This window comes from Paraburkholderia sp. AV2, from assembly GCF_054968425.1.
This window is the reverse complement of record NZ_JBANLK010000012.1, coordinates 1-18,862: the sequence shown is the minus strand read 5'-3', so window position 1 is coordinate 18,862 and position 18,862 is coordinate 1. Positions and strand designations below refer to the sequence as shown.

17 protein-coding genes and 1 pseudogene are annotated in these 18,862 nt (G+C 66.1%); 1 reads left to right on the top strand and 17 read right to left on the bottom strand.

The window, feature by feature from the left end; genetic code table 11:
- Positions 1-114: 114 nt before the first annotated feature.
- The 16 genes from V8683_RS11310 to leuC all read right to left on the bottom strand — a co-directional run bounded on the left by V8683_RS11310 (position 115) and on the right by leuC (position 15,918).
- Positions 115-609: a CvpA family protein gene (locus V8683_RS11310; RefSeq protein WP_411191684.1), complete on the bottom strand. Its 495-nt coding sequence runs from the start codon at positions 607-609 to the stop codon at positions 115-117.
- A gap of 7 nt (positions 610-616) precedes the next feature.
- Positions 617-1,516 carry an SPOR domain-containing protein gene (locus V8683_RS11305; RefSeq protein WP_411191685.1) on the bottom strand — a complete coding sequence of 300 codons (900 nt, stop codon included), beginning with the start codon at positions 1,514-1,516 and terminating at the stop codon, positions 617-619.
- Between the two features lie 50 nt (positions 1,517-1,566).
- Positions 1,567-2,877, bottom strand: a complete 1,311-nt coding sequence (gene folC / locus V8683_RS11300) for a bifunctional tetrahydrofolate synthase/dihydrofolate synthase (protein ID WP_411191686.1) — start codon at positions 2,875-2,877, stop codon at positions 1,567-1,569.
- A 147-nt stretch (positions 2,878-3,024) separates the two neighbouring features.
- Complete coding sequence (accD, locus tag V8683_RS11295; protein ID WP_027797819.1) at positions 3,025-3,897, bottom strand: acetyl-CoA carboxylase, carboxyltransferase subunit beta; 873 nt, start codon at positions 3,895-3,897, stop codon at positions 3,025-3,027.
- A gap of 137 nt (positions 3,898-4,034) precedes the next feature.
- Positions 4,035-4,838: a tryptophan synthase subunit alpha gene (trpA, locus tag V8683_RS11290; protein ID WP_411191687.1), complete on the bottom strand. Its 804-nt coding sequence runs from the start codon at positions 4,836-4,838 to the stop codon at positions 4,035-4,037.
- A gap of 54 nt (positions 4,839-4,892) precedes the next feature.
- Positions 4,893-5,813 (bottom strand): DNA-methyltransferase, encoded by a 921-nt coding sequence (locus V8683_RS11285; RefSeq protein ID WP_411191688.1) that lies wholly within the window; start codon positions 5,811-5,813, stop codon positions 4,893-4,895.
- Positions 5,814-5,835: 22 nt separating this feature from the next.
- On the bottom strand, positions 5,836-7,029 hold the full coding sequence (gene trpB, locus V8683_RS11280) for a tryptophan synthase subunit beta (RefSeq protein WP_411191689.1): 1,194 nt from the start codon (positions 7,027-7,029) through the stop codon (positions 5,836-5,838).
- Between the two features lie 62 nt (positions 7,030-7,091).
- A complete protein-coding gene (locus V8683_RS11275) occupies positions 7,092-7,790 on the bottom strand; it encodes a phosphoribosylanthranilate isomerase (protein WP_411192525.1) in 699 nt (232 codons plus the stop codon).
- A 38-nt stretch (positions 7,791-7,828) separates the two neighbouring features.
- Positions 7,829-8,623 (bottom strand): tRNA pseudouridine(38-40) synthase TruA, encoded by a 795-nt coding sequence (gene truA, locus V8683_RS11270; protein WP_411191690.1) that lies wholly within the window; start codon positions 8,621-8,623, stop codon positions 7,829-7,831.
- Between the two features lie 20 nt (positions 8,624-8,643).
- Positions 8,644-10,932, bottom strand: coding sequence for a FimV/HubP family polar landmark protein (locus V8683_RS11265; RefSeq protein ID WP_411191691.1), 2,289 nt, complete (start codon positions 10,930-10,932; stop codon positions 8,644-8,646).
- A gap of 205 nt (positions 10,933-11,137) precedes the next feature.
- Complete coding sequence (asd, locus tag V8683_RS11260; RefSeq protein WP_411191692.1) at positions 11,138-12,259, bottom strand: aspartate-semialdehyde dehydrogenase; 1,122 nt, start codon at positions 12,257-12,259, stop codon at positions 11,138-11,140.
- An 82-nt stretch (positions 12,260-12,341) separates the two neighbouring features.
- On the bottom strand, positions 12,342-12,467 hold the full coding sequence (locus V8683_RS11255) for a hypothetical protein (protein WP_411191693.1): 126 nt from the start codon (positions 12,465-12,467) through the stop codon (positions 12,342-12,344).
- A 26-nt stretch (positions 12,468-12,493) separates the two neighbouring features.
- Entirely contained in the window at positions 12,494-13,561 is a 1,068-nt protein-coding gene (leuB, locus tag V8683_RS11250) for a 3-isopropylmalate dehydrogenase (RefSeq protein ID WP_411191694.1), read from the bottom strand.
- Between the two features lie 93 nt (positions 13,562-13,654).
- Entirely contained in the window at positions 13,655-14,305 is a 651-nt protein-coding gene (leuD, locus tag V8683_RS11245; RefSeq protein WP_411191695.1) for a 3-isopropylmalate dehydratase small subunit, read from the bottom strand.
- 49 nt (positions 14,306-14,354) lie between these two features.
- The gene (locus V8683_RS11240; protein ID WP_411191696.1) at positions 14,355-14,495 is read right to left on the bottom strand and encodes a hypothetical protein; all 141 of its coding nucleotides are present in this window, start codon (positions 14,493-14,495) and stop codon (positions 14,355-14,357) included.
- A gap of 13 nt (positions 14,496-14,508) precedes the next feature.
- Positions 14,509-15,918 (bottom strand): 3-isopropylmalate dehydratase large subunit, encoded by a 1,410-nt coding sequence (gene leuC, locus V8683_RS11235; RefSeq protein ID WP_411191697.1) that lies wholly within the window; start codon positions 15,916-15,918, stop codon positions 14,509-14,511.
- 653 nt (positions 15,919-16,571) lie between these two features.
- On the opposite strand from leuC, the gene V8683_RS11230 reads away from it, so the two are divergent.
- Positions 16,572-17,144 (top strand): cupin domain-containing protein, encoded by a 573-nt coding sequence (locus V8683_RS11230; RefSeq protein ID WP_411191698.1) that lies wholly within the window; start codon positions 16,572-16,574, stop codon positions 17,142-17,144.
- Between the two features lie 64 nt (positions 17,145-17,208).
- Here V8683_RS11230 and V8683_RS11225 read toward each other — a convergent pair.
- Positions 17,209-18,777, bottom strand: a pseudogene (locus V8683_RS11225) (efflux RND transporter permease subunit); the annotation flags it as partial.
- Positions 18,778-18,862 lie beyond the last annotated feature (85 nt).

The window sequence follows — 18,862 nt, the reverse complement described above, 5'->3', positions numbered from 1 at the left end:
ATCGGTAAAACTGCGCGGTAGCGGCGGGCGGTCTGGGCCTCGCCTGCGCCGCGCGGGCAGTGCTGCTTTTTCGAGCGGCCTTGCCCCGTTTGTATCGGGTCGGCTCCGGGCGGGCTAGACGCGAACGTAGCCTGCGAGCGCGTCGGGCAGCAGCGGTTTCAGTTCGTGCACGCCCTGCTCGACATAGGGCCGCAGCAGCGCATTGCGCCAGAAGTCCTGCTGGGGCAGCTCGGTCAGTCCGCCGAGGACGACGAGAATCAGCACCAGTACGACGCCTCGCACGAGGCCGAACATCAAACCGAGCGACCGGTCCACGCCGGACAGTCCGCTCACCTGCACGATGCGCCCGAGCAGCGCGTTCGCCACGCCGGCCACGAGCACCACGCCTATCACGATCAGCGCGAAGGCGATCAGCCACTGCGTGAGGGCGCCGCCCGGCCAGTGCGCCGGAATCCACGGCACTACGCGCTCCACGTAGCGGCAGGCCACCAGAAACGCGACGATCCAGCCGATCAATCCGAAAATCTCGCCGATCAATCCGCGCCACGCCCCGCGCAGCGCCGACAAACCAATCACCGCCATTACAGCGTAGTCGAAGGCGGTGAACATCGGCGGCTTAATCCGCTGCCCCGTTCGAACCTGCCATCAAACCCGCGCCGCGCACCTTCGCGATCGCCTCCGAAGCCGCCGCGCGGTCCGGGAACGGGCCTGCGCGCAGGAGCGTGCGCGTCGAGCCGTCGGGCTGCTTGCGCTGTTCGGTATATGCGGGTACGCCGGCCGCTTTCAACTTCGTCACCCAGTTGCTCGCGGCGGTGGCGTTGCTGAACGAGCCCAGTTGCACGGCGAAGCGCGAACCCGGCGGTGTGGGCGGCGCGCTGCTGTTGTCGCCGCTGTCGGCGGCATCCGTGTTCTGGTTCGAGGCGACGGCCGTGTTCGCCGAAGGCGCGGCGGACTTGCCGGCAGGCTTGCTGGTGGCGGAAGTCTGCGCCGGAGCGGTCTTCGCGGCGGCTGTCGTCTGGGTTTGTGCGGCGGCCTTCGCGCCGGCGCTGGTTGGGTTCGTGCTATGGGCGGTCTGCGCCGGTGCCGCGGTGGCGCCAGAAGCCACCGTCGCGAGATTGGACGCGCCGGGATTGTCGGGCGCGACGCCGGCCTGCGTATCGTCGTCGCTATCGGCGTCGTCGCGGGCCGCGGCCTTCTCGCCGGGCGGTGTCGGGCGGCTCGGAATGTCGATCGCGATGTCGTCGGTAACAGGTTTCGGGTGCGAATCGAGCACCATCGGCAGGATCACGATAGCCGCCACCACGAGCGCGATCGCGCCCACGAGGCGCCGGCGCGCGCGCTGCTTCTCAGGAAGGGTGGGATCGAGCAGCATCGCTTCGGCGTCGGCCGACCGGTCCGGCCGGCGGCTGCGCCGCTCCACGCGCGCACTCTGGCTGCTACGCCGGCCCGAGCCGGCTTCCGCGCCGCGCCGTCGGGGCGCCGCGTCGTCTTTCTTGCCGAACGAGAAAATTCCCATGTATGGCTGCTTTAGGCCTGTATCTGCGTAGCGTGGCGGCGTGTGCAGGTTCAGTGCTGCTGCGACTTTCGCCAGGCCATCACGCCGGCAACTGTCAGGAAACTACCGAAAACAAGAATTCTATCATTTTCAGATGCGCGTTTTAGCGCATCTTGAAAAGCCGAGGCGGGCGATTCGTAGCGCGTCACGCTGCTGTCCGGGCCATCCTCGACGCCGGCCTCGCGCAACACGGCTTCGAGCTGTTGCGCGGACGCCGCACGCGGCCCCGGCAGACCGGTCACGCACCAGTGATCGATCTCGCCCTTCAGGTGCTCGATCACGCCGGCAAGGTCCTTGTCCCCCATCGCGCCGAACACGGCGTAGGTGTACGGGAAGTAGCCCATGCTGCCGAGGTTCTGCGCGAGCACGGCGGCGGCATGCGGGTTGTGGCCCACGTCGAGGATCACAGAAGGCTTGCCCGGCAGCACCTGGAAGCGGCCCGGCAGCTCGACGTTCGCGAGGCCGAGGCGGATGTCCTGCGCGGAGACCGGCACGCGGTCGCGCAGGGCTTCGAGCGCGGCGAGCGCGGCCGAGGTATTGATCAACTGATTGGCCCCGCGCAGCGCCGGGTAGGCCAATGCCGAGCGGCGCTGCGCGCGGCCCACGTAATTCCATTGCTGGCGCTCGCTGCCCGCCTGCCCCTCATAGCGGAAATCGCGCCCGAAGCGCCACAGATCGGCGCCGATCGCCTCGGCATGATCGACGAGCGACTGCGGCGGCATGGGATCGGCGCAGATGGCGGGCTTGCCGGGACGGAAGATGCCGGCCTTTTCGAAGGCGATCTTCTCGCGCGTGTTGCCCAGATACTCGGTGTGATCAATGTCGATGCTCGTGACGATCGCGCAGTCGGTATCGAGCACGTTCACGGCGTCCAGACGGCCGCCGAGGCCCACTTCGAAAATCACCGCGTCGAGCCCGCGCGAGGCGAACAGCAGCATGATCGCGAGCGTCGTGAACTCGAAGTACGTGAGCGAGACCGGCTGCGGCAGCGACAGACGCGCGGCCTCCACGGCCTCGAAGTACGGCAGCAGCTCGGCGTCGCTCGCCTGCTGGCCGTCGAGACGCGCGCGCTCGTTGAACGACAGCAGGTGCGGCGAGGTATGGCAGCCCACGTGGTAGCCGGATTTCAGCAGGATCGTTTCGAGGATCGCGCAGGTCGAGCCCTTCCCGTTCGTGCCGCCCACCGTGAAGATCGGGCAATCGAACTTCAGTTGGAGCGCTTCTTTCACCTGGCGAATCCGGTTGAGCCCCATGTCGATGCCGACCGGATGCGCGGTTTCGAGGTGCGTGAGCCACGCGTCGAGGGTGGGAAAGGTACTCATCGGATATCGCTATGCGGGGGCGCGCCCTGCCGCTTCTGCTGGCCGCAGCCCGTCAGGCCTGCGAGGAAAAAACGGCATTATCGCGGAAATGACAACGCGCCGCTTGCCTAAGGCTTGCGGCGCGTGGGGAAATGCGGGAGAAACGCGTCAGGCCACCGCGTCCGCGGGCTGGCGCGACAAGATGGCGATGAGTTGTGCGATCTCTTCGCGCAGCTTGCGGCGGTCCACGATCATGTCGATCGCGCCCTTCTGCATCAGGAATTCCGAGCGCTGGAAGCCTTCCGGCAGCTTCTCGCGCACGGTCTGCTCGATCACGCGCGGGCCGGCAAAGCCGATCAGCGCCTTCGGCTCGGCGATCACCACGTCGCCAAGGAACGCGAAGCTCGCCGAAACGCCGCCCATGGTCGGGTCGGTCAGCACGGAGATGAACGGCAGCTTCGCATCGGCGAGCTTGGTCAGCATGGCCGTGGTCTTGGCCATCTGCATGAGCGAGAGCAGGCTTTCCTGCATGCGCGCGCCGCCCGAGGCCGTGAAGCAGATGAACGGAACCTGCTGCTCAAGCGCGTTCTGCGCGCCGCGCGCGAAGCGCTCGCCCACCACGGAGCCCATCGAGCCGCCCATGAACGAGAACTCGAAGCACGCCACCACGACCGGCAGCGTGTGGATCGCGCCGCCCATCACGACCATGGCGTCGGTTTCGCCGGTTTCGTCGATCGCCTCTTTCAGGCGGTCCGGGTACTTGCGGCTGTCCTTGAACTTGAGCGCGTCGACCGGCACGATCTCCTGGCCGATCTCATAGCGGCCTTCCGGATCCAGCAGCGCGTCGAGACGCTCGCGCGCGCCGATGCGCATGTGGTGATCGCACTTCGGGCAAACATGGAGGTTCGCCTCGACGTCGTTGCGGTACAGCACCGCTTCGCACGACGGGCACTTGATCCACAGGCCTTCCGGAATGCTCTTGCGGCTTTTCGGATCGGTTTGCTTGATCTTCGGCGGCAGCAGTTTGTCGAGCCAGCTCATTGATTATCCTTCCTTGACCTTCGTGATGCGCGGCGCGGACGGAACGCTCCAAACGAGCAATCCGGCAATCTCAACCGGGTTCCGACCCCGACCGCGCATGGCGAAAAGTGGATTTTACCGCAGGTCCTGCAGGTCTCTTATTCCTTGCCGTCCAGCGCAGCGCGGACGCCTGCAATGAATGCCTTGAGCGTTTCGGCTGCGGCATCTGGCGGCGATTGCTCCAGCAACTGCACGATACGGCTGCCGATCACGACGGCATCGCTCACGGCGGCAACCGCGGCGGCGGTCTGCGCGTCGCGAATACCGAAGCCCACGCCAACGGGCAGCGGCACGCGCGACTTGATGGCCGGCATTTTACTCGCGATGCTCGCCACGTCCAGATTGGCTGCCCCCGTCACGCCCTTGAGCGAGACGTAATAGACATAGCCGCTCGCGACGCGGCCGACTTCGGCAATACGTTCGTCCGTCGAGGTGGGCGCGAGCAGGAAGATCGGATCGATGCCCGCCGATTTCATCGACGCGGCGAAGGTCACGCATTCTTCGGGCGGATAGTCCACCACGAGCACGCCGTCCACGCCCGCCGCTTTCGCGGCGGCGGCGAATGCCTCGGTGCCCATGCGTTCGATGGGGTTCGCATAGCCCATCAGCACGACCGGCGTCTTGTCGTCGGTTTCGCGGAAACGCTTCACGTCGGCCAGCACGCTCTTCAACGTGACGCCTTTCGCCAGCGCGCGCTCCGAGGATTGCTGGATCACCGGGCCGTCGGCCATCGGGTCCGAGAACGGCACGCCCAGTTCGATCACGTCCGCGCCGCCGGCGGCGAGCGCGTGCATGAATTCGACGGTGCGCGCCGGATCGGGATCGCCGGCGGTCATGAACGGGATGAGGCCTTTCCTGCCTTGGGCGGCCAACGTGTCGAACGTGTTCTTGATACGGGACATTTCAGGGTCCTCTGTTTCAGTCGTTACCGCGCGCGTGGCGACGGTGGCGGCGCATCAGGCGCCTGCCACGGCGGTTGCGGGCGCGACGGGCGCGGAGGCGGCAGTCGCCGGAGCAACGGCCGCGCTCACGCGTTCGCGCGCGATCGCGCAGTAACTTTCGTTGATTTCATAGCCGACGAATTCGCGCTTCTGGCGTGCGCAGGCGACAGCCGTGGTGCCGCTGCCCATGAACGGGTCCAGCACGCGGCCGCCCGGCGGGCAGCTCGCGAGCACCATGCGCTCGACGATCTCAAGAGGCTTCTGGGTGGGATGATCCACCCGCTCCGCGTGCTGGCGATGCAGCCGCGAAACGGACCAGACGTCCTTGGGGTTGTAGCCGAGCTCCAGCCACCTGCTGCCTTCGAATATCTTGCGCGAACGCGCCTTCTTCGTGACGGCATCGTACGGGATGCGGACGGGATCGAGGTCGAAGTAGTAATTCTTCGACACCGCGAAGAAACCGATGTTGTCGTGCACCGAGGTGAATCGGCGCGTCGTGCCGCCCATGCTCGGCACACGCCGGTCCCAGACGATCTCGTTGATCATCGTGAGCTTCGACTTGAGGAAGACGAAGATTTCCGGCGCGTACTGCCAGGTGCAGAACACGTAGAGCGACCCGCTGGCCTTGAGCTTCGGAATCGCCAGCTCGAGCCATTCATACGTCCAGGCGAGGAAGTTCTCGCCCGAACGCATGTCGGAATCGTTGCCGTAGTCCTTGCCGAGCCCGTAGGGCGGGTCGGCGACGATCAGGTCGATCGAGGCGTCGGGCAGGTTCGCTGCATCGGTCAGAAAATCGCGGTTCAGGAGCCGGATGCCGTCCGGCACGACCGGCAGCGAGCCTTCGGGCGGCTGCGCGCAGGGTGTGGCTGCGGCAACCGCTTCGGTCAGATCGCTGTCGGGCGCCGGGGCTTGCGGCTCGTCGAACTCGTCGCGCATCGCTTGAGTCACCTCGGGGCGCTCAGAACTGGATGCCCGATCGCTCGGCGACCGTGTGCATGTCCTTGTCGCCCCGGCCAGACAGGTTCACCAGCAGGATCTTGTCCTTAGGCAGTGTCGGGGCCAGCTTCGCCGCGTACGCGAGCGCGTGGCTCGATTCGAGCGCCGGAATGATGCCTTCGATCCGGCAGCAGTCGTGGAACGCCTTGAGCGCTTCCTCGTCGTCGATCGTCACGTACTGCGCGCGGCCGCTGTCCTTCAGCCACGCGTGCTCGGGACCGACGCCCGGATAGTCGAGACCCGCGGAAATCGAATGCGTCTCGATGATCTGGCCGTTCTCGTCCTGCAGCAGGTAGGTGCGGTTGCCGTGCAGCACGCCCGGCGTGCCGGCCGCGAGCGAGGCGGCGTGACGGCCCGTTTCCATGCCGTCGCCGGCCGGTTCCACGCCGATCAACTGCACCGAAGTGTCGTCGATATACGGGTAAAAGATGCCCATCGCGTTCGATCCGCCGCCCACGCACGCGATCACGGCGTCGGGCTGGCGACCCGTCATTTCCGGCATCTGCACGCGGCATTCGTCGCCGATCACGCGCTGGAAGTCGCGCACCATCATCGGGTACGGGTGCGGACCCGCCACGGTGCCGATGATGTAGAAGGTGTTTTCGACGTTGGTGACCCAGTCGCGCATCGCTTCGTTGAGCGCGTCCTTGAGCGTGCGCGAGCCCGACTCCACAGGCACGACGGTCGCGCCCAGCAACTTCATGCGGTAGACGTTCGCGGCCTGGCGGCGCACGTCTTCCGCGCCCATATAGACCACGCACTCCATGCCGAAGCGCGCCGCGATCGTGGCCGTGGCCACGCCGTGCTGGCCCGCGCCCGTTTCGGCGATCACGCGCGGCTTGCCCATGCGCTTCGCGAGCAGCGCCTGGCCGATCACGTTGTTCACCTTGTGGGCGCCGGTGTGGTTCAGGTCTTCGCGCTTCAGATAGATCTGCGCGCCGCCCACCCTCTCGCTCCAGCGCTGGGCATGGTAGATCGGCGACGGACGGCCGACGAAATGCTTCAGCTCGCGTTCATATTCGGCGACGAAGTCGGGATCGTTCTTGAACTTCTCGTAGGCGTCGCGCAGTTCGTCGATCGCCTGCATGAGGGTTTCGGCAGCGAACACGCCACCATAAGGGCCGAAATGGCCGCGTTCATCAGGTAAGTTGTACATGAGTCACTCGCTTGGGCCCTGGGCGCGCTCGCGTTGCGCGAGGGCTTGCCGGCCAAGGTTTTTCATCCCGCGTCCGCTTCGCGCACTGCGCGCACGAACGCCGCCATGCGGGCGTGATCCTTCACGCCCTTTGCGCCCGGGACCTCGATGCCACTGGAGACATCGACGGCGTACGGACGCACCTGGCGAATCGCATCACTGACGTTTTGCGCGTTCAAGCCACCACTCAAAACGGCCCGACGCGCGAGCCCTGCGGGGATAAGTGACCAATCGAAGACCTTCCCGCCACCGCCGTACCCCTCGACGTGCGTGTCGAACAGGAGGCCGCTGGCTGACGAATAACTGTTTGCCGATTCTATCAAATCGGCCTGCCGAGTATCGGCCGCCACCCGTAGCGCGCGCAACCAGGGCAAACCGGCAACGGCCGCCAGCGCCTCGCACTGCGCCGGCGTTTCGTCGCCGTGGAACTGCAGCAGCGTGAGCGAGACGTTGCTCGCCACCTCGCCGATCCACTGCGGCGTCGCGTTCACGAAGAGCCCCACGACCGAAACGAAGGGCGGAATGTCGTGGGCGAGCTCGACTGCCTGCGCGACCGTCACCGAGCGCGGGCTCTTCGGATAGAACACGAGGCCGATCGCGTCGGCACCGAGGTCGATGGCATGTTCGACCGCCTCGGGCGTGCTCAGGCCGCACAGTTTGATGCGCGTGCGGCGCTGGGCGGATGCGGCGGCTTGAGCCGTGGAAGGATCGGCAGCAGTCATGGCGGATAAGGTATGCGGTTCGATGTTGCGCCCCGAGGTCAGGCCCAGATAGCGCTCCACGGCAAGCTCGCCGTATGCGGCCCCGGCACCTGGAACTCGTCAGGATAGCCTACCTCGGCGAGGTACAGTCCGTCGGGCATGAAGGTCGGCGCGGCCTTCGTGCGATCGAGCCCCGCCAGCACTTCGGCCATCCAGGCCGCCGGATAGCGCCCGCGCCCCACCGCTACGAGACAGCCCATCAGGTTGCGAACCATGTGGTGCAGAAACGCATTGGCGCGAAAGCGGAAATGGATGAAATCGCCCTGCGGGCGAATGTCGATCTGGTAGAGATGCTTGACCGGCGTCTTCGACTGGCACTCCGACGAACGGAACGCCGAAAAATCGTGCTGGCCGATCAGATGGGCGGCGGCCTCGCGCATCGCGTCGACGTCGAGCGGCGTATGGATCCAGCCCGCGCGGCTCGCCAGCATCGGCGAGCGCACCGCGTTCACGTAGAGCACGTAGTAGTACGTACGCTCGAACGCCGAGAAGCGCGCGTGGAACGCCTCCGGCATCGGCTGCGCCCACTGCACGGCGACCGTCGAGGGCAGGAACGCGTTGGTGCCGCGCACCCACGAAAACGGCGTGCGATCGAGTTCGGTGTCGAAATGGAGGACCTGGCCAAGACCGTGGACGCCCGTGTCGGTGCGGCCCGCCACGACGGTCGGGAGCGGCACGCACGCGAACTCGCGCAGGGCGCGTTCGAGCGCGTCCTGCACCGTCTTGCCGTGCGGCTGAGATTGCCAGCCGCAGAACGCGGCCCCGTCGTATTGAACGCCTAGCGCGATACGCATACGAACTCGTCCGCTTACGGTCACGAAAGCGGCGCGAGCGTCGAGAGCAACGCCTGCGCGTCGGAGCGCGTGGCGTAGTCGTTCGACTCGATCACCTCGTTGATCAGCGAGCGGGCGCCCGCCAGATCGCCGAGCGCGATGTACTCGTGCGCGAGTTCGAGTTTGTTGCGCGCGATTCGCGCCAGTTGCTCCGGTGTGAAGACCGGCAGCGGCTCGGCGAAGTCGGGCGGCAGGTTCAGGTCGAAGTCGAGCGTAAGCGGGCCGAAGCGCGGGGCACCGAGGCCCGCGATCGCACCCGGACCTGCCGTGCCCGCTTCAATGGCCTCGCCGGCCGGCGGCGCGGGCGGCTCGGCGAACGGCACCGCTTGCGCCGCCGTCGTTTCGGGCGAGTTCACCGGCTCCGTCGAGAGCGGCGCGTGTGCCGCGAACGGGTCGGCAGGGCCCGCTTCGATCCGCGGAGGCAGCGGCATGTCGAGACCGCCGAGGGCGTGGACGGCATCGGGCGGGAACTCGGGCGGTACGGCCGGGTAATTCATGTCTTCTGCGGCGATTGCGGGCAATACGGGCTCGGCAAACGGCGCGACTTCAGGGAACGGCGTGTCCTCATGGTGCTGCGGCAGGCTGAGTTCCGGCTCGGGCACGGCATGTGGTGCGCCCAGATCCAGCGCAGGCACTTCCGGCTCCGCCGGCGGCAGCGATGGCTCGGCAACCGGCTCGCCGGGTGCCGTATCGCCATGCGGTTCCGGCACCGCTTCGGGCAATGCCGGCTCGGCGGCCCGCGCCAGTTCTTCAGCTTCGCCTGCTGCGTTGCGCTCAGGAACGAGGCTCTCCGGCGACAGCGCAGCAGCGCCTGGTTCGGCCGCGGCGGCGAAGCGCGCCGCTTCGCTGGCGGCCGCGAGCGTTTCCGGCTCGGCCGGTTCGACATCGTGCGTTGCAGGGCCTTGTTCCGCTGGCTCCTCATGTTGCGGCGCGGCCTGGGCGCCCTGCTCCGGCTGTTCGTGTGACGCTTCGAAGTGTGCCGGCGCACGCGCTTCGCCGTCCAGATCCGCCGCAGCCGGAAGGCGCGCGGCATCGGTTGCGTGGTCGGGCGTTTCGTCATGCTGCGGAGCTTCGGCCGACGATACGGCCGTAGCGGCCTCCGGCGCGCGCGGCACAACGGAGGCAGCGGATACCTCGTGTAGCGGCGTCTCCAGTACAGGCAGCTCGGCGGCCTCATTCGCGACTGGCGCTTCGGGCACGTCCAACGGCGCTGCATCGGCCACAACGGGCTTCTTGCGCTTGCGTATCAACAAACGAAGAATCAGCGCGAGGAGCGCAGCGCCAATGACCGCCGCGATGCCCAAGGCCACGGGCGACAGATCCGGCTGCGCCGTGCTCGCGGCCGGACTCGCCGCACCCGGCGCGGGACGGTTCGCTCCGGGAGCGACAGCCCCGCTCGCGGATATGGCACCGCTCGCGCCTACGGCCTGAACCGGCTTGCCGATGCCATGCTTCTGCAGCGCCATGAGCACGCGGTTCTTGAGTTCCAGCAGTTGCTGCAGACTCGACAGCGGAACCGACATCCGCGCCGACGACGCCCCTTGGGCGAACGCCGCGCTGGCAGCGGGCACGGCGACGACCGAGCCGCTCCAGACATGGGTATCGCTCGCCGGACTAGCCAGGTTTGCGGCAGCGCCAGCCGACGCGCCCGATGCCGCGACGCCAGGGGCACTCGCACCGCTCGCGGCGGTCGCCGCACTGGCTGCCATCGCCGGCATGGAGGCCGCGGACACGGCACTCGCTGGCGCGGCCGCCGCAACGCTGGCGCCCGTCACCACGGCGGCAGACGCGCCTTGCGACGCAGCCTGTGCCGGCGCGCTCGCCGCAGACGCCGCAGTGGGCACACCCGTGGACATACTCGCGGGCGCATTCGCACCCGCACCAGCCGCCGGGGCCGAAGCCGCCGCCACGGGCGCAGGCGCAGACGCGGCCGTCACGCCGGAAGCCCCCGCCACGACGCCCGGCACGCCGGGCACGTTCAGCACGGCGCCGATCTTCAAACGGCTCGGGTCGTGCTTCGCGAATGCGGTGGGATTGGCATCGAACAGCGCCTGGCTCACGTTGGCAAGCAGACTTTTGTCATGCGACTGCGTGAGATCGATGGCGATGTCGTGCAGGGATTGCCCCGGATGGACCGAATACTGGCCGACAATCGGTGCGGCCGGCTGAGGTGCGGCCGGGGCCGATGCGGAAGACGCCGAAGCGGCCGTGGCCGCCGCACCGCCTTGCGCGCTGGCGACGCCGCTCAGCGCAAGGAAAGCCGCCGCCATGGCGACGCTTGCTGCCCGCCGCCCCATGGCTGCGGGAACAGAATCAAATCGAACGATCATCAGGTGCCCTGGCATACCGCTCGCGCGGTTGTCGATGAATCAGATACGGAAGCGAACTGCGGGACGTGCCAAATAAAAAAGCGCCGCGACTGGCGCGGCGCTTTTCATCGTCTCTACGCGTCATTAGCCGCGTAGTTTAAATGATTCACTTGTCGAGCAGAATGCGCAGCATGCGACGCAGCGGTTCGGCGGCACCCCACAGCAGTTGATCGCCCACTGTGAAGGCCGACAGATACTCGCCACCCATCGCGAGCTTGCGCAGACGGCCCACCGGCACCGTGAGCGTGCCCGTCACCACGGCCGGCGACAGATCGCGCATCGACGCTTCGCGCTGGTTCGGCACGACCTTGACCCAGTCGTTGGCCGAAGCGAGGATGCCGTCGATCTCGTCGAGCGGCACGTCCTTCGTGAGCTTGATCGTGAGCGCCTGCGAGTGGCAGCGCATCGCGCCGATCCGCACGCACAGACCGTCCACGGGGATCGATCCCGGCTCGCCCATGGCCGGCTTGCCGAGAATCTTGTTGGTTTCGGCGCCGCCCTTCCACTCTTCCTTCGACATGCCGTTGCCGAGATCCTTGTCGATCCACGGAATCAGCGAGCCCGCGAGCGGCACGCCGAAATGCTGCGTCGGCATGGCGTCGCTGTTCATCGCGGCGAGTACCTTGCGGTCGATGTCGAGAATCGCCGACGAAGGATTCGCGAGATCCGCCGCCACCGCGCCATTGAGCGTGCCCATCTGCGCGAGCAGTTCGCGCATGTTCTGCGCGCCCGCGCCCGATGCGGCCTGATACGTCATGGCCGTCATCCAGTCGACGAGGTTCTCGCGGAACAGGCCGCCCAGCGCCATCAGCATGAGGCTCACGGTGCAGTTGCCGCCGATGAAGTCCTTCTGGCCCTTGACGAGCGCGTCCTTGATGACGTCGAGGTTCACCGGGTCGAGGATGATGACGGCGTCGTCCTTCATGCGCAGCGCCGAAGCCGCGTCGATCCAGTAGCCCTTCCAGCCCGCCGCGCGCAGCTTCGGATACACCTCGTTGGTGTAGTCGCCGCCCTGGCAGGTGATGATGACGTCGCACTTCCTGAGCTCATCGACGCTGTTCGCGTCCTTGAGCTTCGTCTCGTTTCGGGCGTTCGACGGCGCCGCGCCGCCTGCGTTGCTGGTGCTGAAAAACACCGGCTCGATCAGGTCGAAATCACGTTCTTCCTGCATGCGCTGCATCAGCACGCTGCCGACCATGCCGCGCCAACCTACGAGACCTACATTCATGACTTACCCTTGAAATGGACACTTCCCCGCTTCGCTCGCCCGGCGTGGCCGCGCGGGGAAGATGAGCGGGCACGACGAGCGATCAACGAATGGTGATCGTTTTGATAATCGTCGTTTTCGTGGTCGCTTTTGTGGCGATGGCAAGCGAAATCGCACGGGCTGCGCCGTGGATTTTCGAAACAGAGGTGATCTGGGGGATCGTCGCCATCGCCACAATATACACGAAAACCGTCTTTACAGCGCCGCGACCACGGCGTCGCCCATCGCCGCCGTACCCACCTGCCGGCAACCCGGCGTGAGGATGTCGCCCGTGCGATAGCCCTGTTCGAGCACCTTCTTCACGGCATTTTCAATGCGATCGGCCTGCCCGGCGCGGCCCAGCGAGTAGCGCAGCATCATCGCGGCCGAGAGGATCGTGGCGAGCGGATTCGCAACGCCCTTGCCCGCGATGTCCGGCGCCGAGCCGTGCGACGGCTCGTACAGCCCCTTGTTGTTCTTGTCGAGCGAGGCCGAGGGCAGCATGCCGATCGAACCCGTGAGCATGGCCGCTTCGTCCGAGAGAATGTCGCCGAACACGTTGCCCGTCACCACGACGTCGAACGCCTTCGGCGCCTTCACGAGCTGCATGGCCGCATTGTCGACGTACATGTGCGAAAGCTCGACTTCCGGATATTCCTTCGAGACATCGATCATGATGTCCTTCCAGAACTGCGAAGTTTCGAGCACATTGGCCTTGTCCACCGACGTGAGCTTCTTCTGGCGCTTCTGCGCCGCCTGGAAGGCCACATGCGCGATGCGTCGTACTTCGGGCTCCGAATAACGCATCGTGTCGAAGCCTTCGCGCGCGCCCTTGAAGAGACCGTCCGGCGCTTCGCGCGTGCCGCGCGGCTGGCCGAAGTAGATGTCGCCGTTCAGTTCGCGCACGATCAGAATGTCGAGACCGGAGACGATCTCGGGCTTCAGCGACGAGGCGCCCGTAAGCTGCGGATAGCAGATCGCCGGACGGAAGTTCGCGAACAGTTCCAGATGCTTGCGCAAACCCAGGATGGCCTGTTCGGGGCGCAGCGCGCGCTCGAGCGAGTCGTACTTCCAGTCGCCCACGGCGCCGAACAGGATCGCGTCGGCCGACTTCGCCAGCGCGAGCGTGGCTTCAGGCAGCGGATGGCCGCTCGCCTCGTAGCCCGCGCCGCCAACGGGCGCTTCTTCCATCTCGAACTTTTCGCCAAGCGCATTCAGCACCTTGACGGCTTCTTTCACGATCTCGGGGCCGATTCCGTCGCCCGGCAGCACTGCAATCTTCATCCTGGGATTCCTCGCGGGTTTCGCTGTTGTTTCGCTGTTATTGCGCTGCAGGTTCGGCTATACGCGGATGCGCGCAAGCCGTCCGGCTCGCGCTCAGAGCACGCGGTTGCTCAGCCACGGCTGGCGCGCAATGCGCTCGGCTTCGTACAGGCGGATCTTGTCGGCGTGGCGCAACGTGAGGCCGATGTCGTCGAAGCCGTTCAGCAGGCAGTAGCGGCGGAACGCGGCCACCTCGAACGGATATTCCGCCGCGCCGTCGGTCGTGCGCACGACCTGCTTGTCGAGGTCGATCGTCAGTTGAAAGCCGTTGAACGCAACCGTTTCGTTGAACAGATGATCCACCTGCTGCTCGGTGAGCACGACCGGCAACAGGCCGTTCTTGAAGCAGTTGTTGTAGAAGATGTCGGCGAAGCTCGGCGCGATGATCGCGCGAAAGCCGTATTGCTGCAGCGCCCAGGGGGCGTGCTCGCGCGAGCTGCCGCAGCCGAAGTTCTTGCGTGCGAGCAGCACCGAAGCGCCCTGATAGCGCGGCTGGTTCAGCACGAAGTCGGGATTGAGCGGGCGCTTCGAATTGTCCTGGCCCGGCTCGCCGTGGTCGAGGTAGCGCCATTCGTCGAAGGCGTTGGGACCGAAGCCCGTGCGCTTGATCGACTTGAGGAACTGCTTCGGAATGATCGCGTCCGTGTCCACGTTCTCGCGATCGAGCGGCGCCACGACGCCGGTGTGTACGATGAATTTTTCCATGATCCGTAATCCAGAAGGATGCAGGGTACGTCGGTAAGACGCAGCGCGCTTACAGCGCGTGCTGCACCGCGCGCGACGAGTCGGTGATGTCCTGGCCGAAGCCCGCCACCGTGTTGCAGCCCGTCAGCGCGAGCAGCAGGCCCACGAGCGAAAGAAGCGCGGTGCGACGCCAGAAAATGCCTGCCTTCATAGCTTTGCTCCGCTTAGCCCAGCTTGCGAATGTCGACGAAATGGCCTTCGATGGCGGCTGCCGCCGCCATCGCCGGGCTCACGAGATGGGTGCGGCCACCCGCGCCCTGACGCCCTTCGAAGTTGCGGTTCGAGGTGGACGCGCAGCGCTCGCCCGGTTCGAGGCGGTCGGCGTTCATCGCGAGACACATCGAGCAGCCCGGCTCGCGCCATTCGAAACCTGCGTCGACGAACACCTTGTCGAGCCCTTCGCGTTCGGCCTGCGCCTTCACGAGACCCGATCCCGGCACCACCATGGCGAGGCGAATGTTCGGCGCTACGCGGCGGCCAAGCTTCTTCACGACGTAAGCGGCCGAGCGCAGGTCTTCGATGCGCGCGTTCGTGCACGAGCCGATGAAGATCTTGTCCGGCTTGATCGACTCGATCGGCGTGTTCGGATCGAGCGCCATGTATTGCAGCGCGCGCTCCATCGCGTCGCGCTTAACCGGATCCTTCTCCCGCTCGGGATCGGGCACGCGGCCGTCGACCGAGGTGACCATTTCGGGCGAGGTGCCCCACGTGACCTGCGGAACGATGTCGGCAACGGTCAGCTCGACCACGCGGTCGAAATGCGCGCCTTCGTCGGAACGGAAGGTCTTCCAGTATTCGACGGCCTGGTCCCACTCCGCGCCTTGCGGCGAGAACGGACGGCCCTTCAGGTAGTCGACCGTGGTGTCGTCCACGGCGACCATGCCCGCGCGCGCGCCGGCTTCGATCGCCATGTTGCAGACGGTCATGCGGCCTTCCATGGTGAGGCCGCGGATCATCGAGCCGCCGAACTCCATGGCGTAGCCCGTACCGCCCGCCGTGCCGATCTTGCCGATGATGGCGAGCACGATGTCCTTCGCGGTGCAGCCGCGCGGCAACTGCCCTTCCACCTTCACGAGCAGGTTCTTGCTCTTCTTTTGCAGCAGCGTTTGCGTGGCGAGCACGTGCTCGACTTCCGACGTGCCGATACCGTGCGCGAGCGCGCCGAACGCGCCGTGCGTGGACGTGTGCGAGTCGCCGCACACGATGGTCATGCCCGGCAGCGTCGCGCCCTGCTCGGGGCCGACGATGTGGACGATGCCCTGGCGCTGGTCGGTCATCTTGAACTGCGTGATTCCATAGGAATCGCAGTTCGCGTCGAGCGTATCGACCTGGAGCTTCGAGACCGGATCCGCAATGCCGTGGCTGCGGTCGGTGGTGGGCACGTTATGGTCGGAGACCGCCAGGTTCGCACTGATGCGCCAGACCGGGCGCGCGTGCAGCTTCAGACCCTCGAAGGCCTGCGGGCTGGTGACTTCGTGCAGCAGATGACGGTCGATGTAGAGGAGCGTCGTGCCGTCTTCTTCCGTGTGGACCACATGCGAGTCCCACAGTTTGTCGTAGAGCGTCTTTGCCATGATATGCGGGGAATGAGTGACTACGGGCAATACGGTGTGAGCCGATTATGCCACGCGATACCCGCCCCACGCAGGCCCAACACGGGAAAAAGCGATAAAAAACAGGGAGTTGGGTGGTAGTGCCAATACCTGTATCGAGATTACCCGGCACTGCGGCGGCATACGCAAAGCTCGCATGACGCAAGCGGCGTAACGCACCCGCCTTGCGCCGCGAGCGATTCCAGCCGCGCCTCGCATAAGCGAAACGTTTGCCATGGCGAATACGCTTGAATTACGCCGGGCCAAAACACGCGGCTGAATTTATTGGTGATTTTTCGTAAGGACAATTAATGCTATGCTCGCAACGTGCAGGCTTACCAGCCATGCATCCCGCACGGCACGCAACGGGCCAGAACCCCCGGCGAGCCGGAGCCCTTCCCACCTCGTACACGCACCCACGCTGCGAGAAATACAATTAAACTTTTGGGGAGCGCCCGCAAATCAAAGACGTTATCGGATGATTTACCACCGCATACCGGCATTAGTGGCCACCAGGGGATAACCGGATATGACGACGGGGAAATCAAAGAGGCGCGAATGAAACACGAATGAAGCGCCATTAAGCCAGAGCGTCTCCAGATTAAAACGTATTCATCTGACAATTACATTTCGTCATGGTTTCGAAAGCCGTCGAATCACAAAACGTCGTCTCCGTAGGCAGCAAGATTCGCGGGCTGCGCCAGCGACAGGGCCGCACCCTGGACGACATCGCTACGGCGGCCCAGCTCTCCAAACCGTTTCTTTCGCAGGTAGAGCGCGATCTCGCAAGCCCCTCGATCACTTCGCTGGTGAGCATCGCCAAAGCGCTCGGCGTGCCGGTCAGCTACTTCGTGGATACGCCCACCGAAGCGGGCTGCGTGTGCCGGGGCCAGGATCTCAAGTTCTTCGGCTTCGCCGATTCCACCGATCTCTACGCACGCCTCACGAACCCTTCCGGCGGACGCCAGCTCGAAGCGATTCTCGTGCGCATGCCGCCCGGCGACCGTCCGAGCGAAGTCACCACGCACGCGGGTGAAGAGTTCCTGCACGTGCTCTCCGGCGAGGTGACGCTCACGCTCGAAGGGCAGTCGTTCGTGCTGGGTGTGGGCGACAGCGCGCACTATGAGTCGACGGTGCCGCACGCGTGGACCAATACCTCCGAACAGGAAACCGTGCTCGTGTGGGTAGGCACGCCGCGCCTCTTCTAAAACGGACATTGGGCTCCCGCCGGACGACAGCGGGGCCCTCCATTCCCGGAAGCCCTCAGGCCACTTAGCGTAGCTCCGGCTCGTCGTCTTCCACTGTCTGCGGCACGCGCACGCCGTGCTCGTGTTGCGCCGTGGCCGGCGCGCGACTGCCGCGTGCGCGCCTTGCCACCGCGAAATAGAGCACCGGCGTGAACACGAGCCCCAGCACCGTGGCCGCGATCACGCCGCCGAACACGCCGGTGCCGATCGAATGCCGGCTCTCCGCGCCGCCGCCGCGCGAGAGCACGAGCGGCAACACGCCGAGCAGGAACGCCGCCGAGGTCATCACGATGGGCCGCAGGCGCTCGGCGCTCGCCCCCACCACGGCCGCGCCGAGCGGCATGCCGCGCACACGACGCACGTTCGCGGCCTGCACGATCAGAATCGCGTTCTTCGCGGCGAGACCGATCACCGTCACCATGCCCACCTTGAAGTAAATGTCGTTGGGCAACCCGCGCAGCAACATGGCCGATACGGCGCCAATCGCTCCGAGCGGCACAACGAGCAGCACCGAAAACGGCGTGATCCAGCTTTCGTAGAGCGCGGCCAGCACCATGAACACCGCCAGCAGCGAGAGGCCGATCAGGAGCGGCGTCTGCCGCGCGGCCTCGGCCTCCTCGAATGCGGTGTCGGTCCATTCGCCCGAGACGCTCACAGGCAGCGCGAGCGCGAGCCTCTCCATCTCCGCCATCGCCTCGCCCGAGCTGTGGCCCGACGCGGCGCGCCCCGTCACGTCGACCGACGGATAGCCGTTGTAGCGGCTCAGGATCACGGGACCGACGGTCCAGTGCGTCGAGGCGATCGACGACATCGCCACCGTGCCGCCCGCCGTGTTCTGCACGGGTAGATCGAGCAACTGGCTATCGCTCATGCGCGTGGCCGCGTCGGCCTCGACGATCACGCGGCGCATGCGCCCGCCCGCCGGAAAATCGTCGACATAATTCGAGCCGAACGTGCTGCCGAGCACGTCGGCGATGCGGTCGAACGGCACGCCGTAGGCGTACGCCCGGTTGCGGTCGATGTCGAGCTCCACGCGCGGCGCGTCGGGCAGGTCTTCCGAATGCACGCCCGTCACCACGCGGCTCTTGCCGGCCGCGTCGATCAACTGGTCGCGCGCGGCCTTGAGGCCCTCCATGCCCAGGCCGCCGCGGTCTTCGAGCCGGTAGGTGAAGCCTTCCGAGTGGCCGATACCCGGCACCGGCGGCGGCAGTTGCGCCTCCACATCGGCGTCGAGGAACCCGCCGAACTGGCTGTTCAGCGCATCGCGCAACGTTTCGGCATCCTCATGACGGTGGCCCCACGGCTTCAGTTCGACGAACGCCATCGCCACGTTTTGCCCGCTGCCCGCGAAGCTCCAGCCCACCACGCTCGTCACGTTGCCCACGGCCTCGTGCGCGCGCAGGATCGCCTCCACGCGCTTGACCGCATCGAACGTGCGCGCCTGGGTCGCGCCGGCCGGCAACTGGATCATCACCTGCAACTGGCCTTCGTCTTCGGTGGGCAGGAAGCCTTGCGGCATCTTCCAGTAGAGGAGCGCAAGCAAGGCGCACAGCAGCGCGTAGATGGCGAGCATACGCGGCGCGGGGCGCCGCAGCGCCGCCCCGAAGGCGCGCTAGCCTGTCTCATATAAACAACTGTCGCGGCCGCCGCTCGGGCAATAGGGTAGATCTAGGGGGTCG